Annotated in this window: 20 protein-coding genes; 17 read left to right on the top strand and 3 right to left on the bottom strand. The window is 58.3% G+C overall.

What is annotated here, in order from left to right; genetic code table 11:
• Position 1 precedes the first annotated feature (1 nt).
• From AC50YL_RS04925 to AC50YL_RS04890, 8 genes are all read left to right on the top strand, one after another.
• Entirely contained in the window at positions 2-1,780 is a 1,779-nt protein-coding gene (locus AC50YL_RS04925; protein ID WP_494829850.1) for a cache domain-containing sensor histidine kinase, read from the top strand.
• 18 nt (positions 1,781-1,798) lie between these two features.
• Positions 1,799-2,785, top strand: coding sequence for a substrate-binding domain-containing protein (locus AC50YL_RS04920; RefSeq protein ID WP_494829848.1), 987 nt, complete (start codon positions 1,799-1,801; stop codon positions 2,783-2,785).
• Positions 2,786-2,836: 51 nt separating this feature from the next.
• A complete protein-coding gene (locus AC50YL_RS04915; RefSeq protein ID WP_494829847.1) occupies positions 2,837-4,108 on the top strand; it encodes an extracellular solute-binding protein in 1,272 nt (423 codons plus the stop codon).
• Positions 4,109-4,383: 275 nt separating this feature from the next.
• Entirely contained in the window at positions 4,384-5,808 is a 1,425-nt protein-coding gene (locus AC50YL_RS04910) for an ABC transporter substrate-binding protein (RefSeq protein ID WP_494829845.1), read from the top strand.
• A 98-nt stretch (positions 5,809-5,906) separates the two neighbouring features.
• Complete coding sequence (locus tag AC50YL_RS04905) at positions 5,907-6,809, top strand: carbohydrate ABC transporter permease (protein ID WP_494829843.1); 903 nt, start codon at positions 5,907-5,909, stop codon at positions 6,807-6,809.
• Between the two features lie 13 nt (positions 6,810-6,822).
• Positions 6,823-7,668: a carbohydrate ABC transporter permease gene (locus tag AC50YL_RS04900; protein WP_494829841.1), complete on the top strand. Its 846-nt coding sequence runs from the start codon at positions 6,823-6,825 to the stop codon at positions 7,666-7,668.
• An 18-nt stretch (positions 7,669-7,686) separates the two neighbouring features.
• Positions 7,687-7,929 (top strand): hypothetical protein, encoded by a 243-nt coding sequence (locus tag AC50YL_RS04895; protein WP_494829839.1) that lies wholly within the window; start codon positions 7,687-7,689, stop codon positions 7,927-7,929.
• Between the two features lie 28 nt (positions 7,930-7,957).
• Positions 7,958-8,311 (top strand): hypothetical protein, encoded by a 354-nt coding sequence (locus AC50YL_RS04890; protein WP_494829837.1) that lies wholly within the window; start codon positions 7,958-7,960, stop codon positions 8,309-8,311.
• A gap of 977 nt (positions 8,312-9,288) precedes the next feature.
• Here AC50YL_RS04890 and AC50YL_RS04885 read toward each other — a convergent pair.
• The 3 genes from AC50YL_RS04885 to AC50YL_RS04875 all read right to left on the bottom strand — a co-directional run bounded on the left by AC50YL_RS04885 (position 9,289) and on the right by AC50YL_RS04875 (position 12,798).
• Complete coding sequence (locus tag AC50YL_RS04885) at positions 9,289-10,908, bottom strand: ABC transporter substrate-binding protein (protein WP_494829835.1); 1,620 nt, start codon at positions 10,906-10,908, stop codon at positions 9,289-9,291.
• Between the two features lie 68 nt (positions 10,909-10,976).
• A complete protein-coding gene (locus AC50YL_RS04880; protein WP_494829833.1) occupies positions 10,977-11,858 on the bottom strand; it encodes a carbohydrate ABC transporter permease in 882 nt (293 codons plus the stop codon).
• Between the two features lie 16 nt (positions 11,859-11,874).
• Positions 11,875-12,798 carry an ABC transporter permease gene (locus AC50YL_RS04875; protein WP_494829831.1) on the bottom strand — a complete coding sequence of 308 codons (924 nt, stop codon included), beginning with the start codon at positions 12,796-12,798 and terminating at the stop codon, positions 11,875-11,877.
• A 230-nt stretch (positions 12,799-13,028) separates the two neighbouring features.
• Between AC50YL_RS04875 and AC50YL_RS04870 the strand changes: the two genes are divergently transcribed.
• The 9 genes from AC50YL_RS04870 to AC50YL_RS04830 all read left to right on the top strand — a co-directional run bounded on the left by AC50YL_RS04870 (position 13,029) and on the right by AC50YL_RS04830 (position 24,818).
• The gene (locus AC50YL_RS04870) at positions 13,029-15,317 is read left to right on the top strand and encodes an AraC family transcriptional regulator (RefSeq protein ID WP_494829829.1); all 2,289 of its coding nucleotides are present in this window, start codon (positions 13,029-13,031) and stop codon (positions 15,315-15,317) included.
• A gap of 98 nt (positions 15,318-15,415) precedes the next feature.
• Positions 15,416-15,859, top strand: a complete 444-nt coding sequence (locus AC50YL_RS04865; RefSeq protein ID WP_494829827.1) for a HEAT repeat domain-containing protein — start codon at positions 15,416-15,418, stop codon at positions 15,857-15,859.
• A gap of 6 nt (positions 15,860-15,865) precedes the next feature.
• Complete coding sequence (locus AC50YL_RS04860; protein ID WP_494829825.1) at positions 15,866-16,057, top strand: DUF3934 family protein; 192 nt, start codon at positions 15,866-15,868, stop codon at positions 16,055-16,057.
• 179 nt (positions 16,058-16,236) lie between these two features.
• On the top strand, positions 16,237-17,010 hold the full coding sequence (locus AC50YL_RS04855; protein WP_494829824.1) for an NUDIX hydrolase: 774 nt from the start codon (positions 16,237-16,239) through the stop codon (positions 17,008-17,010).
• Between the two features lie 83 nt (positions 17,011-17,093).
• Complete coding sequence (locus AC50YL_RS04850) at positions 17,094-17,651, top strand: cysteine hydrolase family protein (protein ID WP_494829823.1); 558 nt, start codon at positions 17,094-17,096, stop codon at positions 17,649-17,651.
• A gap of 27 nt (positions 17,652-17,678) precedes the next feature.
• The gene (locus tag AC50YL_RS04845) at positions 17,679-19,121 is read left to right on the top strand and encodes a nicotinate phosphoribosyltransferase (protein WP_494831144.1); all 1,443 of its coding nucleotides are present in this window, start codon (positions 17,679-17,681) and stop codon (positions 19,119-19,121) included.
• Positions 19,122-19,388: 267 nt separating this feature from the next.
• On the top strand, positions 19,389-19,736 hold the full coding sequence (locus tag AC50YL_RS04840; RefSeq protein ID WP_494829822.1) for a hypothetical protein: 348 nt from the start codon (positions 19,389-19,391) through the stop codon (positions 19,734-19,736).
• Positions 19,737-19,924: 188 nt separating this feature from the next.
• On the top strand, positions 19,925-24,061 hold the full coding sequence (locus tag AC50YL_RS04835) for an S-layer homology domain-containing protein (protein ID WP_494829820.1): 4,137 nt from the start codon (positions 19,925-19,927) through the stop codon (positions 24,059-24,061).
• A gap of 199 nt (positions 24,062-24,260) precedes the next feature.
• Positions 24,261-24,818, top strand: a complete 558-nt coding sequence (locus tag AC50YL_RS04830; RefSeq protein WP_494829819.1) for a DJ-1/PfpI family protein — start codon at positions 24,261-24,263, stop codon at positions 24,816-24,818.
• Positions 24,819-25,219 lie beyond the last annotated feature (401 nt).

The raw sequence follows: 25,219 nt of genomic DNA, 5'->3' as shown, positions 1-25,219 counted from the left end.
CATGCCGAGAGAACGCCCGCTTCGCCTGCCGATCTTTCCGCTGAAGAGCATCCAGTCCAGCATCTCGTTCGCGTTCTCGTGCGTCATCCTGGCCGCGATCGTCTCGATCAGCCTGATCAGCTACCAGCTGTCCGTCGGCGCGGTCGAGAAAAATTCGCAGGGCTACATCGAGGAAATCATCAAGCAGGTGAACACGAACATCCAGTCCTACGTCGACAACATGGAGAACATCTCCCTGCTCGCGATGACGAGCAAAGACGTGAAATATTACATCTCGGACAACAGCTTCATCAGCCCCGAGGAACGCCGCCCGTACGAGAAGCGCATCTCGGATCTGTTCCAGGCCATTCTCTACACCCGGAAGGACATCGCGAACCTCATGGTGTTCGGCTACAACGGCCGGTTCGTCTCCGACCGCCGGATCACGGATCTGAACCCGAACGCCGACATCGCGCAGCAGGCCTGGTACAAGGACGCGAAGGCGGCCGGCGGGCGATCCGTCATCTCCGCGCCGCATATCCAGAACATCATCCAGAACGAATACCGCTGGGTCGTATCGCTCAGCCGCGAGCTGAAGAGCACCGACGGCATCACGGCGGAGGGCGTATTTCTGGTCGACCTGAACCTGAGCGTTATCAACGACCTGGCGAGCAACATCAACCTCGGCAAGCGCGGCTACGTCTTCATCGTCGACCGGAAGGGCAATATCGTCTACCATCCGCAGCAGCAGCTCATCAACAGCAACCTGACCACGGAGCTCATCCCCGAGGTGACCGCGGCGAAGAGCGGCACGTCGTTCATCGCCGACGACGACAAGGGCAAGCGGATCTACTCCATCCAGGATACGAGCTTCGGCTGGAAGATCGTCGGCGTCGCGTATACGGACGACCTGATCGCGAGCAAGGGCACGATTCGGAATTCGATCCTGCTGTACGCGCTGTGCGGACTCGGCATCTCGCTCTTGATCTCGTTCTGGCTGTCGTACCGGCTGTCCCGGCCGATCCGGAATTTGCAGGCGGACATGAAGCTCGTGGAACGGGGGAACTTCGGCATTCAGACCGAGATCGGCCAGATGAACGAGATCGGGCAGCTCGGGCGGACGTTCAACATGATGGTCGGCCGCATCAAGACGCTCATGGACGAGATCATCCAGAACCAGGAGAGCAAGCGCAAGAGCGAGCTGCAGCTGCTGCAGGCGCAGATCAATCCGCATTTTCTGTACAACACGCTCGATTCCATCGTTTGGATGGCGGAGCAGAAGCAGCACGAGGAAGTCGTCCTCATGACGTCCGCGCTGGCGAAGCTGTTCCGGGCGAGCATCACGAAGGACCAGGAGATCGTCCCGATCCGCGTGGAAGCGGAGCATATCGCGAATTACCTGCTCATCCAGAAGATGCGCTACGAGAGCCAGTTGGACTACGAGATCGACATCGCGGACGACATCATGCGGAACAAGACGCTGAAGATCCTGCTCCAGCCTTTCGTCGAGAACGCCATCTACCACGGTATCCGGGGCAGCGCCGACAAAGGGCTGATCGCGATCCGCGGTATGCGGGCCGGCGACAACGTCGTGTTCGAGGTCGAGGACAACGGCCAAGGCATGACGCCGGAGCAGCTGCAGCGGCTGCTGCTTCCCGAAGACGGGGAAGGCCGCAAAGGCATCGGCATCCGTAACGTCGATGAACGGATCAAGCTGTATTTCGGCCGCGAATACGGCGTGCACATTCGCAGCGAGCTCGAAGTCGGCACCTGCGTGACGATCACGATCCCCACACTCTAACCGAAGGAAGAACGCCTCATGCGCAAGCAACGCCTCACGATTCTGCTCGTTCTCGTGCTCGCGACGGCCGCCGTCTATGCCGTTTTTTTCGCCAAGCTGATCCCGGGGCCGGACCGCGGCGGCAAGACGATCACCGTCGTGCTCAAATCGCTGAACGTCCGTTCCGATTATTGGCAGGCGGTCATCTCCGGCGCCCAGACGGCGGCCAAGGAGCTCGGCGTCCGCCTCGACCTGCAGGGTCCGCTGCAGGAATCGGACGTCGAGGGGCAGATCACGGCCCTGAGGGACGCGATCGCGCGCAAGCCGGCCGCGATCGCGGTGGCGCCGATGGACGATCCCCGCATCCCGGAGCTGCTGGACGACGTTCGCGCGGCCGGCATCAAGCTCGTCGTCATGGATACGCCGCTCGCGCTGAAGAATCCGCCCGCGTTCGTATCGAACGATCATTTGCAGGCAGGCCGGCTCGCGGGCGATGCGGCCGCGCTCGCGGTCGGCGAGGCTCCGGCCGTCGCGGTGTTCAGCGATTCGCAGAAAGCGCCGATCTCGAACCGGCGGTACGCCGGTATCGAGCAGGCGATGAAGGATCACGGGGGCCGCATCTCCGGGACGTATTACAGCGGCGATTCCGAGCAGCTGGCGTATGAATTCACCGTTGCGCTGCTGCGGACGAATCCGAAGGTAAACGCCTTCATCGCGCTGAACGAGAATGCCACGCTCGGCGTCGCCAAGGCGATCAAGGAAGCGAAGAAGACGAACGCCTACAAGCTGATCGGCTTCGAAAGCTCGATCTACGAGATTCAGCTGCTCGAAGAAGGCACCGTGGACGCCCTCGTCGTCCAGAAGCCGTTCAACGTCGGCTATCTGGGCGTCAAGACCGCCGCGGAGTCGGCGGGCGGCCGCAAGACGGACAAGACGACGCTGATCGGCTCGACCGTCGTGACCCGGGCGAACATGAACGACCCGGAAATCCAGCGGCTGATGTTTCCGTTTCCCGTCATCCAGTGACGAAGCGCGTCATCGCGATCAAGAGATTCGTTCGAAAGGAGCGTCCAAGCCATGACCGTTGCGTCGCATTACCCGAAACGAGCCGCCGCGCTGCTGCTCGCGTTTCCCGTGCTGCTCTCGGCTTGCGGCGGCGACGAAGGCGGGCAAGCGGCTCCTCCTCCGGAGAAGAGCGCGCTCATCCGTTTCGTGGCCTCCGAATACAGCACGGAGACGAAGCCGATCCTGGAGAAGCTGGTCAAGGAGTTCGAGCTCAAGAACCCGCTCATCGACATCGAGCTTCAGGTCGCGAACTGGGACATCCTGGACGGCATCTACACGACGATGATCAGCCAGAACCAGCCGCCGGACCTGCTGAACACGAACGTTTACGCGCATTTCGCGAAGGACGGCCTGCTGAACGATTTCAACGACATCCTGTCGCCGGAGCTGCGGAACAAGCTGTATCCGAACTTGATGAGCATGGACCAGATCGAGGGCCATCAGTACGCGATTCCGTACGTCGCCACGATCCGGAGCTTGTATTACAACCAGGATATCTTCGATAAAGCCGGCATTCGGCAGCCTCCGCTTACTTGGTCGGAGCTGAAGGCGGACGCGCAGAAGATCAAGCAATCCGGCGCCGGCTACGGCTTCGGCGTCGACCTGACCGACAACGAGACGCAGGCGTACCTGTCGTACTTCTTCTTCGGCGCGGGCGGCGGGTGGATCCAGAACGGCCAATGGACGATCAATTCGCCCGAGAACGTGGAAGGGCTGACGTATCTGAAGGCGCTGTTCGATGCCGGGCTCACCGACCCGGAGCCGACGGTCACGACGCGCGACGAGAAGCAGCGGATACTCGGCGACGGCAAGCTCGGCATGATGATCTCCGGCAACTATTTCTCGTCCGTCGTGCCGAAGGAATTTCCGAATCTGAGATGGGGCCAAGGGCCGATTCCGGTCAAGGACGGCAGCGCCCCGATCTCGTTCGGCGTGCACGACGTGCTCGTCTCTTTCAAGACGGACCATACCGACAAGGAGGCGTTGTCCAAATTTCTGGATTTCCTCTACGACGACCCGTCCTACCTCGAGATGATCCGGCGGGAGGGGTTTCTGCCGGCCAATTCCCAGGTGGGCGACGAGCTGGCCGCCGAGGACGACGACATGAAGGCCAATCTGCTCGCGCTCACCCGGGCAAAGTTCTACCCGGTGCAGGAGCCGGCCTGGCAGGCCGTCATGGACTACGCGCGCAAGTTGGGCGACGCCGTGCTGTACGACGGCTTAGCGCCGAAGGCGGCACTCGACGAGCTGCAGCATTTCGCCGAGACGCGCAGCAAGCAATAGGCGGCAGCGCTAGGTAGGCAGCAGGCAGTGATGCAAAGAACCGGTCCGCGATTACGCGGGCCGGTTCTTTTTGTTCTTGGAGATCAGGTTGTTTGCGGACCGCGAGCTCCTCGATTTTTTTACAATAAGAAAATACTAAAGAATTCGTGGAAGATATTCGATTCAGCGCAGCCGCCCCGCCCACTATGATGAATACAAGCGCTGCAGCAGGTTCTCCAGCGAATCGCGAGATTCGATGCCGGCGCCGACACACACATACTAGGAGGGTACGCTTAATGATGAACAAGAAAAAGTACGCCGCGATGGGCGCGGCGGTATTGCTTGCTTCGATGTCGCTCGCCGGTTGCGGGTCCAATGGCAACAACGCTTCGAACGGCGCGGCTTCCACGAACAACGCGACCAACAACGCGGCGAACAATGCCGCCGCGACGAACGATTCCACGAATGCGACGAACGCGGCGAACGCGGGCGGCACGAACGCCGGCGCAACGACGGACACGCCCAAGCTCACCGGCGATTTCGAAGTGCAATACTTCGTCGGCGGATACGGGGACAAATGGTGGACGAAGGTCATCGCGGATTTCCAAGCGGCTAACCCCGACCTCCATGTGAAAGCGCTCGGCGGACCGAAAATCAACGAACAAAACAAACCGCGCTGGATCGGAGGCAATCCGCCGGACTTCGTGTACATCGACGGACCGGAGCTGAACGACCGCCAGATGGTCGAGGACGGGCAGCTCGAGGACCTGACCGACTGGCTCAAGGACGCGAAGAACGTCGACGGCGACAAAATCCTCGACATCCTCGCGCAGGCGCCGCAGCAGTACGACGGCAAGATCTACAACATTCCGCTCGTGCTGAACTCGTGGGGCATTTTCTGGAACAAGGCGCTCTTCAAGGAAAAGGGTTGGCAGGAGCCGCAAGACTTCGGACAATTCCTCGAAGTCAGCGACAAAATCAAAGCGGCCGGCATCACGCCGTTTATCCATACCGGCAAATACCCGTACTACATTAACGGCGCGTTCCTGTACCCGGCGATCGTCTCCGCGAACAACGGCGACTATACCGTCCTGCAGGACATGGCGGCGAACAAGGTCGAAGCGTTCGAGAGCGAAGCGGTCAAGACGGCCCTCGGCAAAATCGTGACGCTGCGCGACAAAGGCTTCATCGACAAGGCGTCGATCCAAATCAACCACACCGACTCGCAAATGCTGTTCCTGCAAAACAAGGACGCATTCATCCCGAACGGCCTGTGGCTGCCGAACGAGATGTCCAAGGACATTCCGCAAGGCTTCGACTTCGGCTTCATCCCGTCGATCACGCAGGACGCGGGCCAGAAGATCGTCGCGAACACGTCGACGGCCACCGTCGCCATCGCGAAGAACGCCAAGAACAAAGACGCGGCCAAAGCGTTCCTGCAGTTCGTCTTCTCTAAAGCGCAGGCGTCCCAGTGGGCGGAGCTGAGCGGCGCGCCGTCCAACATCAAAGGCGACATCAGCGCTTCCAACGCGCCTAGCTTCGTGAAGGACGCGGCGAAGTACCTGACGGATCCGAACACGGTCGTCATTCCGACGATCACGTTCAACGCGGACGTGGACAAAGCGATGCAAGACGCGACCGACGCGTTGACGATCAGCAAGATCACGCCGGACGAGTGGATCAAACGCGTCACCGACGTCGTGAAGAAAGTAACCAAGTAACGATCGTCTTCGCTTCAAGGCAGTAGACAAAGCGCGAAGGATGGCCGGGCCCGCGCCCGATCATCCTTCGCGAATTTTACCGGAAGGGCGGTCGCGTCATGGAAGCAGGCAGCGCCAAGTGGCAGAGAAATCTTTTCATCGCTTCGTTCATCATCCCGACGTTCGTGTTTTTCTGCATCTTCACCATTTATCCCGTTGCCAAGGGCCTCTACTATTCGATGTTCGACTGGTCCGGCATGTCGCAAACGAAAGACTTTATCGGCTTCGGCAACTTCAAGGAAATGTTCAAGGATCCCATCGTCTGGCGGGCGATCGGCAACGATTACTTCCTCGTCGTCGGCAAAATCGTCGGCATCATGGTGCTCGCGACCTTCTTCGCGGTAGCCTTGACCCGGTTTAATTTCAAGATGGCCGGTTTCTTCCGGTCGATCTTCTTCATTCCGAACGTCATTTCCGTCGTCGTCATCGGCGTCTTGTGGAACTTCATATACAATCCGCAAATCGGCTTCCTGAACGCGTTTCTCTCCCTGTTCACCGACGAGAAGGTCAGCATCACCTGGCTCGGCTTCACGAACCATACGATCTGGATGCTGCTGCCGCCGGCCATCTGGGCGGGCATCGGCTTCTACATGATCCTGCTGATCGCCGCGATCCAGAACATTCCGGCTTCGTACTACGAGGCGGCCGACCTGGAAGGCGCGGGCCAATGGACGCAATTCCGGCGCATCACCGTTCCGCTCATCTGGGAGCAGATGAAAGTATCGATTCTCAACATCATGATGACGACGCTGAACGGCTCGTTCGTCATCGTTTGGATCATGACCGAGGGCGGCCCGGACAACAGCACGCAGGTCATGGGCTCGTATTTGTACCAAATGGCGTTCCGGCAGTACCATTTCGGCTTCGGAGCCGCGATCGGCGTATTGATTCTGGTGCTCTCGCTTATTACGACAGTGGTGCTGCAACGGCTGCTTCGTCATGAGACCGTCGAGCTGAGCTAAGGGGGATTTCATCATGAACAACGGCATTCGCAACCCGATCGTCAAACTCGCGTTCTACGCCATCCTGATCCTCTGGGGCTTGTCCGTGCTGTATCCGCTGCTGTGGACGCTGCTCGACGCGCTCAAGAACAACGACCAGTTCTTCCGCCACCTGCCGTGGGCTTTGCCGGAGATGCCGCTATTATGGTCCAACTTCTCGTATGTCTGGAACAAATACAATTTCGATTCGTATTTCCTGAACTCGATCATCATCACGGTCGGTTCGACGCTGCTCGGCCTGCTGCTGGCAGCCACGACGGCGTACGTGCTGGCGCGTTACAAATTCCGAGGCAGCGGCGCGCTATATCTGCTCTACATCGCGTCGATGATGGTGCCGTTCATCCTGGCGCTCATCCCGCTGTTCTTCCTGATGAACTCCTTCCATCTGATCAATACCAAAATCGGCCTCATCCTCGTGTATACGTCCAGCGTGCTGGCCTTCGGCATCTTCGTGCTCGTCGGCTTCTTCAAATCGTTGCCGAAGGAGCTGGAGGAAGCGTCGATCATGGACGGCGCGTCGAATTTCGGCACGTTCTTCAGGGTCATGCTGCCCTTGTCGCAGCCGGGCCTCATCACGGTCGCCATCGTCAACGTCCTGAATATCTGGAACGAATACATCGTCGGCACGATTCTCGTCAACGATCCGACCCAATACACGTTGCCGGTCGAGATCGGCGTCATGCAGGCGGAGATGCAGTACCGCACGGAATGGGGGCCGCTGTTCGCCGCGCTGTTCTTCACGATCGTGCCCGTGCTGCTCGTCTATATCGTCTTCCAACGCAAAATCGCCAGCGGCATCACGGCCGGGGCGGTCAAGTAACCGCGGCTTCCGGTGGTATTGGCGGAGACCCTGCGCCTGACGTTTCGCGAGATGCCGCGCGGCGCGATCCGCGAACATGCCGCGCTACGCGGTCTTCGAACAGGCAACGCGGCGCGGCTCGCGAACCGGATGCAAGACGACGAAGCTCCCGCGCGTTTCGACTATCGAAACGCACGGGAGCTTTTGCGATTGTCATGTTCGCGGCCGAACGTTCGTCCGGCACTTGCGATGATCGCCGCTTCCCCCTACAATGAACGGTAACGAGAACATGAAGGAGCTTTTACCGCATATGAACCATGAAATCACGATGAATCTCTACGGCGACTGGGTGGAAACGGTGAAGCAGGTGTTCCGCGGATCGGGCCAACCGCTGCCGGAGGATTTGACGCCGGATCAAGTCGCCCTCGCGTACTTCCTGCAGTCGGCCCCGTCCAAGGAAGAAGCGCTGCGGCAGCGCGACGCGAACGAAGCGCGCTTGATCGACATGCAGCAGAAGCTGTTTGACAACTTCGATTCCGTCGTGCTGCCGGACCTCCGCAGCCGCACGGGCTACGAGGGCAGCGCCTTCGTTTTCAGATGGATATACGGGCAGGGCGGCGAGCACATCGTCGAAGAACGGTCCGCGTACCGGATTCCGTTGTAGGCGGCACGGCAGAACGGTAGACGCAAGCGCGAATTGCACGGGAGCAGTTGGATAGGTCGCGGCGTTGGCTGGGGCGGGAATGGTCCGGGGATTACTTGCTAAGTCGGGGTGCCTGTTCATCCGGGAACCGCGGCAGACTGCGTGCGGATTCGATGCGAGATGAACGTTTTGTCGTTTTTGCAGGAGTAGGATCGGCCCCTCGATTGTCGCCTGATGGGGATGTAATCCTCGCCGCATGAGTGTGGGATTGGCCGCCCAAGAGTCGCCAGCCATGGGTTGAATCTTCGCCGCATGAGTGCGGAATTGGGCATCCAAGAGTCGCCAGCATGGGCTGAATCCTCGCCGCATGAGTGCGGGATCTGCCGCTCAAGAGTCGCCGGATGTGGAAGTGTCTTCGCGGTCGCAGGTCATGGACTCCAACCTCGAAAATGCTGCAAAAGTGCAGGTTTTTTCTGCCCTAATCGTCCATTCAAGCGATATTGCTGCGAAAATGCAGCGATAACTCAACAATCAAACCACTATTGATGATTCTGCTAGTAATTGCTGCAGAATTGCAGTAAACGGATGCTCCTATCACGAACTGTGAGCTAATTGATGCCTTTTTGCAGGATTTCTCACCGTAAAGGAGCTGTCCGCGGTGATTCTAGCCACGGTAGCAGCCCCTTTTGTCGGTGCGGTCCTTCTCGGGAATTTTTCACGCCTGCCGCAATGCGAAACCGATTCTATCGGTCTTGCCGATCGCCGCGATTAGCCTTATCTGTTTTCGGGAATCCCGCTCAACTCGATCTCATGTTCCGCCTCCGAGTAGTGTGCCGCATCCGCCTTCTCACTCGAAGCTTTTCGCGCACCGATCCGCAGCCGCCTCTCATGGCATGCGAATCTTCCTCCCGCCATTGCGAGCCGGCTTACGGCGAAGCTACCGCATCGATCCGCAACCGCCTCTCATGGCATGCGATCATCCTACCGCGCGCGACCGCCTACTTCGAAGCCTTCCACGCATCGATTTGCTTCTGCATCTCGGCAATGATTTTATCCGCGCCGGCGGTTTTCATTTTGGCGACGAAGGCGCCGTATTTGTCCTCGGACGTGACGCCGAGGCTGATCGCGCGGGCGTATTCGTCGAAGACCGCCGTCGCTTTGGCGATCTCGCCTTTGACCGGCTCCGCGTCGAACGTGAAGCCGAGCAGCTTGGAAGGCAGCGCTTCGGCATTGACCTTCTTCGTCTGTTCCCACACGTCGGTCGGCATGCCCTTCTCCACGTTCGCCAAGAAGTTGGTCGCGAACATCCACGGCACCTGCGGGTTATATGCCTGCTGATTGTCGCCGGGCACCATGAAGCCGTCCGCGTCGATTTTGTAATGGTCGTCCTTGATGCCGAAGTTGAGCAGGTTGTAGAGATCCTTGTCGGTATTGAGCAATTCCAGCAGCATCATGGATCGCTCGGGATTTTTGGAATTGCGGTTGATCGCCTGCATCGTCGCGGTGATGCCGCCCGTCGTCAAGTGGGCGACGCCGGCCGGTACTTCCGCGTACGGTTCACCGCCGAGCGCGGCCGCGAGGTTGGCGCCGCCCGGCTTGAACGCGCCGCTGATGCTGAGGATCCACTTCCCGGCTTTGGCGTCGACCCAATCATCCTGTTTCTTGGAGATCCGTTCCTTCGAATTCATATACCCCTTGGCGTTCCAGTCGCGAAGCGTCGCCGCGAACGTTTTGAACTCTTCGGATTCGAACTGGTTCACGACCGTAAGCGTATCGTCGTCGAAGCGCACGACGCCGGGTACGTTGATGCCGACGATCGCTTCCATGTTGAAGAAATCGGGATCGATGCCGAGGGTCGGGTACTTCTGCGGGTAATCCTTTTTGACGGCCTGGATGAACGGTTCAAGCAGATTCAGCGTATCGAACGTGATTTTGCCGCTGATGCTGCTCATGTCGAAATTGTATTTGTCCACGAGCGCTTGCGGAATATCGACGGCCGGCGTTCTCGCCGATATCTGCTGGTTGACGAAGCCGTAGATCTGGCCTTTGATCTTCGTGGCATCCCAGAACGAAGCGGGCATCGAGGCGTAGGATTGCGGCGCGTACTTCGCCAGCAGGTCGTCGAGCGGGAGGAAGGCGCCCTTGGCCACGTTCTGCGTGTAGTTGTTGATCCAGCCTGCCGTGAACGCGATGTCGTAAGGCTCGCCCGAAGCGATGACGACCTGCATCTTCTGATCGTAATCGCCGAACGGCAGCGCTTTGAAGTCGACGGTGGCGTTGATTTTGGCTTTAATGACCTTGTTGACCTCCGCGAAAACCTTGTCCTGCTCGGGCTGCGGAAAGTTTCCCGGGAAATACCAGGTCAGCTTCGCCTCGGGCAGATCGGCGGTGCTGCCGCTGTCGGCCGGCGTATTGGCGTTGTTCGTCCCCGCGTCGTCGGCGGCAGGAGCGTTCGCGTCCGTCCCGTTCGCGGTGCCGCTCCCCGCGTCGTTCTTCGGCGCATTCGTGCTTGCGCCGTTGTTGTTCGAGCTGCCGCATGCCGTGACCAGCAAGCTCAGCGCCAGAACCATGAGCATGCCCGCGAATCCGATCTTGCCCTTTCGAAATCTTTTTGCCATGAATGGATCCTCCCTTTTCTCGTTCGAGTCGCTTATATCCTGAGATGGACATGACGTCCATGTTCAAGCTAGCCCTTGATCGCGCCGACGGTCAGTCCGCGGACGAAGTACTTCTGGAAGAACGGAAACACGGCCAGCATCGGCCCTGCCGCCAGCACCGCCATCGCCATGCGCGCCGATTCCGAAGGGAGCGTGACGTTCTTCATGCTCGGCGGCATCATGTTCGTGGAGCTGGTCAAGAACGAGATGTTGTTCATCATGCGGTAGAGCATGTATTGCAGCGGCACGAGATGCTCTTCTTCGATATAGAGCAGGCTGAGCCACCAGTCGTTCCAATACTGCAGCATGGTGAAGAGGGCGATCGTGGCCAATCCGGGCTTGGCGAGCGGCAGGATCACCTGCCAGAAAATCCGGAACTCGTTCGCCCCGTCGATCATGCACGATTCGATGATGTCGTGCGGGATTTTCTGCATGAAGGAGCGCAGCAGCAGGATGAACCAAGGAACGGCGAGATAGGGCAGGATCAGCACCCACAGCGTGTTTTTCAGATGCAGATAATTGCTGATCAGGATATACGTGGGCACCAGGCCGCCGTTGAACAGCATCGTGAAGAAGACGAAGAAGCTGAGGCCGTTCCGGAACCGGTAATCCTGACGCGACAAGGCGTAGGCGATGCCCGCCATGAAGAACACGGCCAGCACGGTGCCGATCACGCTGACGAGCAGCGATATTTTGAATGCGCCGAGCAGCTGGACGGGGCGGTACAGCACGTAGGCGTACGCTTTGAGATCCGGGAGATGCGGGATGAGGCGGTAGCCGTTCTGGATGATGTCGACCTCGTTGCTGAACGACACGGACAAGACCGAGACGAGCGGAATGATGCAGGATAAGCCGAACAGGATGAATACCAGATGGATGACGAGCTGCGGGGCTCTTTTCTTCAGCGGCACGGCGCGCGCCTCCTTTCTAGAACAGTTTGTTGTCGTCGTCGATTTTGCGCACGACGTAGTTGCTGACCAGCACGACGATAAAGCCCATCACGGATTGGAACAAGCCGACCGCGGAGGACATGCCGATATCGCCGGACACCTTCAGCATGCGGTAGACGTAGGTATCGATGACCTGCGTGACCGGGAACAGCTGGCCGACCTCGCGCGGCACGAAGAAGAACAGTCCGAAGTCGGAATAGAAAATTTTGCCGATCGACAGCAGGGTCATGATCGTGATGAGCGGCATGAGGAGCGGAATCGTGATATGCCGGATCGCCTGGAGCTTGGAGGCGCCGTCCATCTCGGCCGCTTCGAAATACTCGCCCGGAATGCCGATGATGCCCGCGTAGAAGATAATGCTGACGTATCCGAGCCCTTTCCAGATATTAATGAAGGTAAGCAGAATCGGCCATATCCACGTCTCGCTGTAGAAATCGAAATCCATGCCCAGCCGGCTGAGCCCGTTCGTGAGGATGCCGTAGGGGCCGATAAAGGAATACGCCATATAAGCGACGATGATCCACGAGAAGAAATACGGGAAGAAGAACACGGTTTGGTACGCTTTCAGCCACCGCCGGCTGACGATCTCGTTCAGCAGGATGGCGAAGACGACGGACAGGAAGGTGCCGACGGCGATGAAGACGATATTGTACGTCAGCGTATTGCGGATGACCGTCCAGGCGTCGCTCGAGGTGAAGAAGAACTTGAAGTTGCTGAAGCCCACCCAAGGACTTCGCAGGATGCCGTCGGTATAATTGATGTTCTTGAATGCGATGAAGATGCCGCCCATGGGCAAGTACGAGAAGACGAGGATCAGGAGAATGGCCGGCAGGGCGAGCAGCGTGAGCTGCAGGTTCTTCTTCAGATGCCGGGAAGGCGAGAGGAAGGAAGGTTTATCCACGGATAGCGACGACTCCTTTGCACAACGAATTGTAAGCGTTCTCCATTCATGCTCCGATCATAGGATAAACGGCGCGCGCCGGCAATTTCTCGTTTTGCGCATCGGTCCGTTTCCGGCGAAAACGGGAGTTCTCAAAGCGGCCAATAGTTCTCATTTCCGTTCTTTTTCCAAATGAATTGAATCGATTTTGCGTTCTGTGATAGTCTTGGGGGAAGAGGAGTGGTGCGCGCATGTTTAGAAAATTCGTGCTCAAAAATCCGTTTCAGCTCTTCCTTACGATCCTGCTTCCTTTCCTCGTCAGCACCGTGCTGCTGCTGTTCGCGCAATCCTCGCTGCTGAGCCGCAACTTCGAGCGATTCGCCTTGGACCAAGTGTACGGCCAACAGCTGGCGAACCTGCAAGCCGCGAGCCGAAATGTAAGCGTTCTCGAACAAACGGCCAGGTCGGTGTCCACGACGGCGTTCTTCGACGACGGCATCAAGGACCTGCTCTATTCCGACGTCAGCTCGGAGGACTACAACAAATACCAGACGAAGCTTCAATCCTATAAGAACATCTATCCGTTCCTTCAATCCATCTACGTATACAACGGCGACAGCATGTATGCCGTGCCCAGAGCGCAGTTCGTCCGCCCGCGCGCCGATTTCGACGATCAGGGGATCTTCGCCGTCCTCGACGACATGAAGACCTACAAATCCCACAGCATCGTGCTCCGCAAAATCCCGAACGTCATGTCGGGCATAGTGGCCGGCGCGGAGAAGGACGTGTACGTATACTCGTACTTGTTCTTCGACTCCCAGCTCACGAGCGGCAAGGTGAACGAAGCCATCATTTTGAACATCTCGGAGGATTGGCTGAAGCAAAGCATCCAAACCCAGAATGCCGGCGATGCCAGCCGCGCGTTCATTATCGATCGCGCGGGCAGGCTGATGTCGTCCGATTCGATTCATCCGCTGCTGAGCGACCTGCACGGCGAGGCGTACATTCGGCAGATCAACGCGTCGAAGGCGCGCGCGGGCAGCCTGCGCATGAACGTGAACGGCGTGGACGCCTTCGTTACCTATGCGGCAATGGACGTATTCGATTGGAAAATGGTCAGCGTCACGCCTTACGCGATGATCGTGAAGGACGTCGAGCGGATGCGGCAGAAGACGTATCTTTTCGTGGCTTGCTTCATTATAGGCAGCATGCTGCTGTCGTTTTATTTCTCCCGCAGGCTGTACGTGCCGATGTCCGTCGTCATCCAGAATTACAACCAGCTGGAGTCGGAGAAACGCAACGAGCAGTACAACCGCAAACAGGAGTTCCTGCGCAAGCTGATCCACGCCAAGGGACTGCTGCCGCCGGAATTCGTCCGCAAGCAATTTCAGCGGTACGGCATCGAATTGGATCCGTCGGCGAGCGGCTTGATCGTCCTGGCCAGGATCGATCGCTTCAAAGCGTTCTGCGCCGCGTACAGCCGCTCCGACCGCGATCTGCTGAAATTCGGGATCGTCAATATCATGAGCGAGCTGCTGCGACCGGCGCATAAACATGAGTGCATCGACATGGACGAGGATTCGATCGCGATCCTGCTGAACGTTCCGACGCTGGACGCGCCGTCCGCGAACGAGAGCCTGACGGCAGCGATGCTGCAGGCGCAGCGGCATACGCACGAGTACTTGCGCTTATCCGTCTCCATTACGTTCGGCGAGCCCTTCGCTTTGCTGCAGGCGCTTGACTTTCACTATTTGAAAACCGCGGACCTGTCCGATTACCGGCTCATGCACGGTTATTCCAGCATGATTTTCAGCGACCGGATTCCACCGCGCACGGACGAATACCAGCTCCCGGCGGACACGGAGAAGGCATTGACGGAGACGCTCGTTCAAGGCCGGTTCGAGGAAGCGAAGGAGCTGCTCCAGGCGGTGGCCGCCGCCGCGCCGAAGTACAGCTACACGGCGGTTCATTCCATGTTCATCCGGCTGCTGCTGCTCATTCGCCATGCGATCGAAGTGCTGGAGAGCAACCATGCGATGAAGGTGGATTTTCAATTCAACGGGTTCCTGGTGAAGCTGCAGAAAGCGGAGACGACCGCGGAGATCCTGGCCGATTATTTCGCGTTGTTCGACGGCTTGGCGCGCGAGCTCGAAGCCAAGCGAGACAACAAGTACACCAAGCTGCTCGAATGCGTCGCGCGCATCGTGGAGCGCGAGCTGGCGAATCCCTCCCTGTCGCTGGATGCCATCGCGGATGAGGTGAATCTGTCTCCGCCTTACCTCGGCAAGCTTCATAAAAAGCATCGCCAAATCTCGGTCGCGGATTACATCAACCTCGAACGGCTGGGCTGCGCGAGCCGGCTGATCGCTTCGTCGGACGATCCGATCGCCGACATCATGGCGAAGTCGGGCTTTTCGAGCCGCAGCCATTTCTTTACGCAATTCAAGAAAGCATACGGCGTGACGCCGAGTCAATACCGTACGAACGCGAAACTCGGATCGAGCGAAGGAAGGGCGTTATCGGATGCCTACCAGCCTTAGCGAAGACCGCGGCATTGACTTTCGAAGTATTTAAAGGTAGCGTTGTAGTGATTGCAGTGAAGCAAGCTAAGCGATTCGACTAAGGGAGTTTGATGGAATTGGAACATACAGAACAAATGACGGACGCAGCGCCTACGCTGGAGGAGCTGAAGAAATCCGCGGGGCGCATGTCCAACTGGCGTGAGCGGCTGAAAGCGGTGGAGGCGCTGGGCGAGGCGGGCGGTCAACCGGTGATCGACCTGCTGTCCCGCATCGCGCAGAACGATCCCGTGCATCAGGTGCAGCTGGCGGCCCATCGCGCGGCGGTCAAGCTGGGCGGAGAGCTGGAAGCGCCGGCACGGAAGACGGGCGAGCTGATCAAGGGCACGGGCAAAATCCTGCTTCGCATCAAGAAGAGCCTGCCGGCAGGCCATGATTACCAGGCATTCAAGGAAAAGCTGAAGCATATGAGAACGGATGTCTACGATACCTACGAAGGCGATAAGGAAGCTGAATTCGATCAGTGGCTGGAACAAAAGTGGTCCTCCTTGTCCGGCAGGTAGACGATCATGGCCAAAGGCAAAGGCGGCACGGGCCGCGGCACCGACAAGAAAGGCTGGACCCGCTGGCAGGCGGGAGAGAAGCGCCTGAAGAACGCGCCCAAGCCCTACAAGAGCAAAGGCACGAAGAACCCTCAGGGCGAGGGCGGCGCGGCGGCGTCCGCCGCAGGCAAGGGAGCCAAGCCCGCTCCCTCCAAATAGCGGCGGCCTCCGGTCCCGAAGAGGGTCTCGCCGAATCGGAGGTTTAAATGTCCTCATTTCGTGAACGCTGTTGAACAGACGGCGTTTCCGCGAATGAGGATTTTTTGGCATGCCCCTTGACTTTATTTTTAATTATGTCAGAATGACAATATAAGAAAACCGAAGCAGGTGATCCTATCGTGAACGAATCCTTTGACGAGGCCGCGTCCTACTCGGCCAGCCGATACCGCACGCCGGACGGCGCTCCGACGGATATCGTGATCTTCACCATTACGTCGACGGAGCGCGGCACGGCGAAGAAGTCGCTGCCCTTGCGGCAGCTGGAGGTGCTGCTCATTCAGCGCAAAGGCTGGCCGTACCAAGGCCATTGGGCACTCCCGGGCGGCTTTACCAGGGAAACGGAGACGCTGCTAGGCAGCGCGCTGCGCGAGCTGCGGGAGGAGACGGGCGTCGCCGCCGTGCACATCGAATATTTCAACGCGTACAGCGAGCCCGGCCGCGATCCCCGCGGATGGATGATCTCGCATGCGTTCTTCGCGCTCGTGCACGAGCATGATCTCGCGGAGCGGCGGGCGGCGGACGATGCCGCGGACGTCCGGCTGTTCCCGGTACAGGAAGCGCTGGCGATGGACCTCGCCTTCGATCACCGCTCGATTCTGGAGGACGCGCTGCAGCAGATTCGCGTCAAGATGCTGACGACGACGATCGCGCGTTCGTTTCTCCCGGAGGAGTTCACGATCGGCGAGCTCTACCAAGTGATAGAAGCGGTCGTGCCGTCGTTCGAAGAGAAAAATTTTATCCGTAAAATCACGTCGACGCAGAGCCGCAAGGGCATCATAGAAGAAGCGCGCGACCGCAAGGGCGAGCTGAAGCAGTCCAACCGCCACTCCCAACGCGCGGCGCAGCTGTACCGGTTCACCGATTACGTGCCCCGGCTTTCGATTTACAGTTAGCCGTCTTACATCTTCAATTTTATCCGAATCTTCAATTCAATCTGAAACGAATCTTCCATTCACATCCGAAAGGGGAGCTCCATATGAAAGCACTCCTCGTCATCGACTACACGGTGGACTTCGTCGTCGGCAAGCTGCCTTGCGGTCAGCCGGCCATCGACATCGAGGATCGCATCGCGGCTTTGACGGCGCGGTTCGCGGCAGAGGGCGATTTCGTCGTCATGGCCGTCGACCTGCACCGGGAGAGGGATGAGCTTCACCCCGAGCATAAGCTGTTTCCGCCCCACAACATCGAGGGAACGAGCGGCCGGGAGCTGTACGGCAAGCTGAAGGAAACATACGAAGCGAACCGCGACCGCATCCATTGGATGGATAAAACGCGCTACAGCGCGTTTGCCGGCACGGATTTGGAGCTGCAGCTTCGCATGCGGGGCATCCAGGAATTGCATCTCGTCGGCGTGTGCACGGACATATGCGTCCTTCACACGGCCGTCGATGCGTACAACAAAAGCTACAAGATCGCGGTTCATGCCGATGCGGTCGCGACGTTCAACGCGCCGGGCCATGACTGGGCGCTGGGACATTTCCGGGACTCGCTCGGCGCCGCGATTTATAGGGATGGGCAACAGATCAAGCGGTAGAGCAAAGGAGAAACGGCGGGGATGAGCATGACGCACGAGAATTTGACGCTGCACACCGACAAATACCAGATCAATATGATGTACGCCCATTGGGTGCAAGGCTCGCATAACGAGCAGGCGGTATTCGAGGTGTTCTTCCGCAAGCTGCCATTCGGCAACGGGTACGCGGTCTTCGCCGGATTGGAGCGGGTCGTCGACTATATACGGAGCCTTCGTTTCGGGGACGAGGAGATTGCTTACCTGCGGGAACAGGAGGAAGGTTACGCGGAGGCGTTTCTGGACGCGCTGCGCGAGCTCCGGTTTACCGGGCAGCTGGACGCGGTGCCGGAAGGGACCCTCGTGTTTCCGAACGAGCCGCTGCTGCGCATCACGGGCCGGATTTTCGAAACGCAGCTGATCGAGACGGCGATCCTGAACTTCGTCAATTACCAGACGTTGATCGCGACGAAAGCTTCGCGCATCAAGCAGGTGGCCGGCGACGACGGCCTGCTGGAGTTCGGCACGAGAAGGGCGCAGGAAGCCGACGCATCCGTCTGGGGCGCGAGATCGGCGTATATTGCCGGTTTTCACGCGACGTCCAACCTGCGGGCGGGCATGCTGTTCGGCATTCCGGTCAAGGGAACGCATGCCCACGCGTGGGTGCAGGGCCATGACAGCGAAGAAGAAGCGTTCCGCAAATACGCGGAAGTGCTGCCCGATCAAGTGACGCTGCTCGTCGATACGTACGATACGCTGCGCAGCGGCGTGCCGAATGCGATCCGGATCGGAAAGCTGCTCGAGAAGCAGGGGAAGAAGATGAACGGGATTCGGCTAGACAGCGGCGACTTGGCGTATCTATCGCAGGAAGCCCGGCGAATGCTGGACGAAGCGGGGCTGCACTATGTCGGCATCGTCGCGTCGAACGATTTGGACGAAGGATTGATCTTCAGCCTGAAGGGGCAGGGGGCCAAGATCGACGTATGGGGCGTCGGCACGCAGCTGATCACTTCGGGCGACCAGCCGTCGCTTGGCGGCGTCTACAAGCTGGTGGCCAGGGAGAAGGACGGCGAATTCGTGCCGGTCATCAAAATTTCCGGCAATCCCGAGAAGGTGACCACGCCGGGACGCAAGGACGTCTACCGCATCGTCAACCGCGAGACCGGCATCGCCGAAGGCGATTACTTGACGCTCGTGGAGGAAGGTCCGATGGATACCGAAGAGCCGCTGCGGCTCTTCGACCCCGTGCACCATTACATTCAGAAAGTCGTCCCGCTCTACGACGCCGTGCCGCTGCTGGCCGAAGTCTTCAAGGACGGCGAGCTCGTCTATGAGCTGCCTTCGCTCGAAGACATCCGCCGCTATCACCGCGAGCAGTTGAAGCTGTTTTGGCCGCAAGTGCTGCGCAAGACGAATCCCGCGGAGTACCGCGTCAACCTGAGCGAGATGGCCTGGGAGCTGAAGATGGCGCTGATCGCGAAATACAGGGAGTAATGAAGGTTCGGCAAGGACGAGGACCGCGGCAAGAAAGGACGCTTTGTCGCGGGCAGCGGACTGATTAGCCCCTATTGCCCAAGGGTGAAGCGGATGCCTCGATCCCGACGAATACGCGCAAATAAACGAGCCCGACCGCGATGGTCGGGCTTTTTGCTGCAGCAGATACGCGTTCAGCCGGGTGGTTTCGGCTTCGAGTGCGCGGCGTTAACCGCTCTAATGCTTCCTTTGCCGGCATATACATCTGCTAGAAGGAGCGTGAACCAAGTGGACAACAAAGTCAGAAGCTATTACCGGCTGAAGCGCAAGCAGAAGGAAATCGAGGAGGAGCTGGCTCGGCTGCGCGAGGAGATCCTGGCCTATTGCGCGGAGCACGATACGACGTCGATGGAGGTCGGCAGCTACAAGGTGAAGGTGATTCCCCACCGGCGAAAGGAATACGACGAAACGAAGCTGTTCGAAGCCCTGCCGGATCTTGAGCTTTGGCGGCTGCTCTCCAGCCCGGACACGGGCAAAATCTCGCATCTCGTGAAGCTGAACGTCATCTCGGACGAAAGAATCAAGGATACGTATACCGTCAAGGACGTCGCATACCTGCAGATAGAGCGCAAATAACGCAAGAGAACGGTTTTTTCGTCAAGAATTTACGCCGTCATGCCTCCTCTTTTTCATGTCTAGACATGCGTATGCGCGATGTTAATCCCGTTAAAGGGTTTTAGGTCTCGCATGGCGAATGAAATCGCAATGACGCATGAGACCTATTTCCAGTCAGTCGCAGTCAACCAACATAACGGAGGCATGAAATGAAAACAGCAAGATTCACGAAAAAAATGGTCAGCCTTACGGTGGCCGGATCGTTATCGCTCTCTTTGCTCGGAGCGGCGAACGGGGCGGCCGTCACGGAGGGGACGGCACCGGATATCGTCGGCCATTGGGCGGAGCAGGATATCGCCCAGTGGATGTCCCAAGGCCTGATCGACGGCTACGAGGATGGCAGCTTTCAACCGGATAAAGCCGTCACGCGGGCGGAGTTCGTCGCGCTCGTCAACCGCGCGTTCGGCTTTACCTCGCCCGGGAACGCGGCATTCAAGGATTTGAAAGCGGCCGATTGGAGCTACGCCGATTTCCAGAAAGCCGTGAAAGCGGGATACATAACCGGATTCGAGGACGGATCCGTCCACCCCAATGCGCCGATCTCCCGTCAAGAGATCGCGCTGATCGTCGAGCGCCTGCTCGGGCTGGCACCATCGCCGCAAGACGCCCAAGCCTTTTCCGACGCGGACAAGATTCCGGCTTGGAGCAAGGGAGCCATCGGCGCCGTCGAAGCCAGCGGAATCATGGACGGGTACGAGGATCATACGTTCAAGCCGGCGAGTAACGCCACCCGCGCGGAAGCCGTTGTTATTTTAAGCCACGCGCTCAAAGTGAAATCCGCGCCTGTCGTCTTCGATAAAGCGGGTACCTACGGACCCGCGACGGGAACCCGAACGATTCATGGCGATGTCGTCGTCTCCTCGCCGGGCGTAACCCTACGCAACACGGTTGTCGAAGGCAACCTGACGTTTGCTGCAGGGATCGGCGAGGGCGATGCCGTCTTGGACCGCGTGACAGTGAAAGGCACGACGCTGGTGCAGGGCGGGGGCGCGCATAGCATCCACTTCGAGGATTCCGTGCTGCTTGCGATCGTCGTGGACAAAACGGCCGGCACCGTTCGGATCGTGGCGGAAGGCTCGACGACGGTGGCAACGGTTCAATTGCAGACCGCGGCCACGTTGGAAGAAGACGCCGGCCTGACGGGCGAAGGATTTACCGACGTGCAGCTAAGCCAGCTGCTTCCGGCGGGCAGCTCGATCACGCTTCTCGGCGCGTTCGACGACGTCGACGTGACGGGCGTTAAGGTCCGCATCGACATTCCAAGCGGGAATATCCAGCATATTACGGTAGGCGAGAATGCCACGGGCAACGATATCAACCTGGGTACCGGCGCCAAAATCGTCGATTTGGTGCTGAATGCGGCCATCAAGGTGATCGGCGGCGGAAAGATCGATACGGTCCAAATGAACGAAGCCGCGCAAGCTTCCAGCTCTTTCGAGACGCAGCCGGGCAGGCTGGAAGACGAGAAAGGAAACCTCATCGTACCGAAGTCTTCGGCGCCCTCGGGTCCGTCCCAGCAGGAACTCGACCAACGCGCGGCAGATGGCGTAACCGCGTTGATCACGGCGCTCCCCGCAACGGCGGATCTGACGCTAACGGCGAATGCGGCGGGCGTCGAGGCTGCCAATGTCGCTTTCGGCAAGCTATCGACGGCGCAAAAAGCTTTGGTGACGACCGATAACCAAACCAAGCTGGCCGACGCGGTCGCCCGGATCGCGGAGCTGAAAGCGGACAAAGCGGCCGCGGATGCCGTCATTGCGCTCATTGCGGCGCTGCCGGAACCCGAGGTTCTCCAATTGGAAGACCAAGCGGACGTTACTGCGGCCAAGGACGCTCTCGGCGCGTTGACCGAACCGCAGAAGGCGTTGGTCACGAATCAAGACATGCTTGTGCTTGTTACTGCCAAGATCGATGCACTTATCGCGGCGGCAAACGCCGTCACGAACCTAATCACGGCCTTGCCGGATCCGGTGGCAATTACACTGGATAACCAAACAGACGTTAACGCGGCAAACGCGGCATTTAACGCCTTGTCGGCTGCCCAGCAAGACTTGGTCACGAACAAAGACAAGCTCACGCAAGCGGTAGCCAAGATCGAAGCGCTCATCGCAGCGGCAAACGCGGTAACCGCGCAAATCGCGGCCTTGCCGGATCCGGCAGCGGTCACGCTTGACAATCAAGCGGCCGTAATGGGAGCGAGAACCGCGTTTGACGCATTATCGGCATCGCAACAAGCGCTGGTCACTAATGAGGACAAACTTGTGCAAGCCGAAGTGAAAATCAGCTCGCTGATCGCGGCGGCAACCGCCGTCATAAACCTGATCACGGCCCTGCCGGATCCAACCGCAATCACGCTGGACAACCAAGCAGACGTTAACGCGGCAAACGCGGCATTCAACGCCCTGTCGGCAGCCCAGCAAAACCTGGTCACGAACCAAGCGAAACTCACGCAAGCCATCGCTAAGATCGAAGCGCTCATCGCAGCGGCAAACGCGGTAACCGCGCAAATCACGGCCTTGCCGGACCCGGCAGCAATCACGCTGGACAATCAATCAGCCGTAACGGAAGCGAGAACTGCGTTTGACGCATTATCGGCATCGCAGCAAGCGCTGGTCACGAACCAAACGAAACTCACGCAAGCCGAGACGCAGATTACTGCGCTCATCGCTGCGGCAAACGCCGTCACAAACCTGATCACGGCCCTGCCGGATCCAGCCGCAATCACACTGGACAACCAAGCAGACGTTAACGCGGCAAACGCGGCATTCAACGCCCTGTCGGCAGCCCAGCAAAACTTGGTCACGAACAAAGACAAGCTTACGCAAGCCATCGCCAAGATCGACGCGTTCATCGCAGCCGCAAACGCCGTAACCGCGCAGATCGGGCAATTGCCAGATAAAGCAGACCTGCAGCTATCCGATAAAGCAGCCGTAGTTGCCGCCAGCAGCGCCTTCAATGCCTTGTCGGCCGCCCAACAGGCGCTGGTCACGAACCAAAACAAGCTCGCGGACGCATTGGCGCAAATCATCGTGCTCGAAGATCAGCAGGCGGCGGATGCCGTTATCGCGCTCATTGCGGCGCTTCCGGCCGCAGCGAATCTTACGCTGTCCGACGAAGCAGCGGTCAACGGCGCGAGCAGCGCATTCAACGCCTTGACGGCGACCCGGCAAGACTTGGTCACGAACAAAGCGAAGCTGACCGACGCGCTGGCCAGAATGACGCAGCTTAAAGCCGATAAGACGGCCGCGGATGCCGTCATCGCTCAAATCGCGGCGCTGCCTGCGACGGCGAGCCTCGCATTGTCCGACGAAGCAGCCGTAACGGCCGCGAACACCGCCTACTCCGCGTTGTCCGCGGATCAACAGAACCTGGTCACGAACCAAATCAAACTTTCCGATGCCGTCGCCCGGATCGAGGTACTCAAGGCGGAGCATGAAGCGGACGTGCAAGCCGCTGCCGCCGTTACGCAGCAAATCAACGATCTGCCGGACCTGGCGGATATTACGTTGTCCGACAAAGCAGCCGTAGCCGCGGCGCGCAGCGCCTTCGAAGCATTGACGGCCGTTCGCCAAGCGCTCGTCACGAACGTCGACAAACTTGTTCAGGCGGAAGCCAGAATCTCGGAGCTTCGCTTCTTGCCAAGCAAAGCGATCTCGAGCTTCGACTTCGAAACGATTTACGCAACGCAGGCAAGGGGAGAAAGCGTCCGGATCACGGACACCGATTTCCAAACGCATCCCGTAAGTTTCACGATCAGCGACGGCAATGTCGTCATCCCGGTGGAACTGAACTGGGATATCCCGCTCAACGGCTTTACGACGGGCCAGGCAGTCGGGTCGGCGGTCGATAGCTTTATCCAGCAATATTGCAACGATCATCATATCGATCTCGGTCAGCGCACGCTAACGGCGATGGGATTTGGAGATACGTTCTTTATCATGACGTTCGCTACGGGAACGCAGGCATCCGTCACGCTGGGCGGAGGATATTCGGCGTTCTTCGCGGCCAATCATTTCATGGGTACGAATGAAGATACGAGCAAGAACCGTACGTTCACGGTCAGTGACGGTACGCAGACGGCCACGATTATCCTGGAATGGGCGTATTACGATATGGACGATTTCGTCGCGGACCTCAACTGGCAGCTTCAAAATGCCGATGTCCAAGCCGTAGCCGCGAAGATCGACGCCACGCACTTCAAACTTTCGTCGTCGACGGCAATCGGCACGCTCACGATTGACGGGGCGGATAAAGCGCAGTTCTTCGACGCTTTTCAATTGAACTGATCCGAATTAAATCATCTGCTCCAGACAAAATCGCATAGATAAATTAATGTAGAAGGCGTCGAGATTTAATCGGCGTCTTTCTTTTGTTGCCCCTTCCGCGACGTTTTCGACAGGGATCGCCAAAACCAACCCGTTTACAGGTTATGGAAGGTTCATCATAATTGGAAAGGAGCATCACATTTGGTGGAGGAGTGATATCATGTCCAAACGCATTCTCATCGTAACCGGAGACGCTGCAGAGGTACTTGAGGTCTACTACCCGTATTATCGCATGTTGGAGGAGGGGTACGAAGCGATCATAGCGGCCCCGGTCCAAAAGGTTCTGCATACCGTCGTGCATGACTTCGTTGAAGGCTGGGATACCTACACGGAGAAACCGGCGCATTTGCTGCCGGCCCATATCGCGTTCGCGGACGTAGACCCGGCTCAATACGACGGGCTCCTCATACCCGGCGGACGAGCGCCCGAATATATTCGCGGCAGTGAAGATCTCCCCCGCATACTCAGCCATTTCCTTGAAGCGGACAAACCCGTCGGGGCGATCTGCCACGGCGTGCAGGTTTTTGCTTCCTTGCAGGATACGACTTATTTTAAAGGCCGCACGATGACGGCATACAATGCCTGCCGATTGGATGTTGAACGTCTTGGCGCGAGCTACGCGAAAGAGACGCTCCATGTAGACGGCAGGCTCGTGTCCGGCCACGCTTGGCCGGATTTGCCGGGCTTTATGCGCGAATTCCTCAAGCTTCTGGCTTAGCCGTCATAGTAACAAAGCGGCTGCCTCTGGGCAGCCGTTTCTATTTTGAGCTGACAGGCTAAGTGGGTTATTATACGCGATCATCGAGCCTATTCGACATTTTATTTGAAAAGTGCTTGCATTCTTCAATCGGTTCATGGTATATTCTAATTCCGGCCGAGAGAGATACGCGGCAGCGGTGATCGAAATCGAAACAAGCCTAAAAATAATGCTTGCAAAACGGTTTTGAAATATGATATATTCTAATTCCGGGCTTGAACCGGATGAAGAATAAAGTGAAAGAACTTGTTCCTTGAAAACTGAACAATGAGCGACCTGTCAAAAGGTTATAAATACGGTGAAACGATCGACGTCATCTAGGTGACGAAGCGAGTTTCATCGGGTAAGTCAGCGATGAGCTA

The organism is Paenibacillus sp. J22P277, from assembly GCF_059383675.1.
This window is presented reverse-complemented; position numbering and strand designations above follow the sequence as displayed.

Bases quoted from the DNA above. Each gene is read 5' to 3' on its own strand.
- AC50YL_RS04925 (WP_494829850.1), top strand. From the start codon at position 2: ATGCCGAGAGAACGCCCGCTTCGCCTGCCGATCTTTCCGCTGAAGAGC.
- AC50YL_RS04920 (WP_494829848.1), top strand. From the start codon at position 1,799: ATGCGCAAGCAACGCCTCACGATTCTGCTCGTTCTCGTGCTCGCGACG.
- AC50YL_RS04915 (WP_494829847.1), top strand. From the start codon at position 2,837: ATGACCGTTGCGTCGCATTACCCGAAACGAGCCGCCGCGCTGCTGCTC.
- AC50YL_RS04910 (WP_494829845.1), top strand. From the start codon at position 4,384: ATGATGAACAAGAAAAAGTACGCCGCGATGGGCGCGGCGGTATTGCTT.
- AC50YL_RS04905 (WP_494829843.1), top strand. From the start codon at position 5,907: ATGGAAGCAGGCAGCGCCAAGTGGCAGAGAAATCTTTTCATCGCTTCG.
- AC50YL_RS04900 (WP_494829841.1), top strand. From the start codon at position 6,823: ATGAACAACGGCATTCGCAACCCGATCGTCAAACTCGCGTTCTACGCC.
- AC50YL_RS04890 (WP_494829837.1), top strand. From the start codon at position 7,958: ATGAACCATGAAATCACGATGAATCTCTACGGCGACTGGGTGGAAACG.
- AC50YL_RS04885 (WP_494829835.1), bottom strand. From the start codon at position 10,908: ATGGCAAAAAGATTTCGAAAGGGCAAGATCGGATTCGCGGGCATGCTC.
- AC50YL_RS04870 (WP_494829829.1), top strand. From the start codon at position 13,029: ATGTTTAGAAAATTCGTGCTCAAAAATCCGTTTCAGCTCTTCCTTACG.
- AC50YL_RS04860 (WP_494829825.1), top strand. From the start codon at position 15,866: ATGGCCAAAGGCAAAGGCGGCACGGGCCGCGGCACCGACAAGAAAGGC.
- AC50YL_RS04850 (WP_494829823.1), top strand. From the start codon at position 17,094: ATGAAAGCACTCCTCGTCATCGACTACACGGTGGACTTCGTCGTCGGC.
- AC50YL_RS04845 (WP_494831144.1), top strand. From the start codon at position 17,679: ATGACGCACGAGAATTTGACGCTGCACACCGACAAATACCAGATCAAT.
- AC50YL_RS04835 (WP_494829820.1), top strand. From the start codon at position 19,925: ATGAAAACAGCAAGATTCACGAAAAAAATGGTCAGCCTTACGGTGGCC.
- AC50YL_RS04830 (WP_494829819.1), top strand. From the start codon at position 24,261: ATGTCCAAACGCATTCTCATCGTAACCGGAGACGCTGCAGAGGTACTT.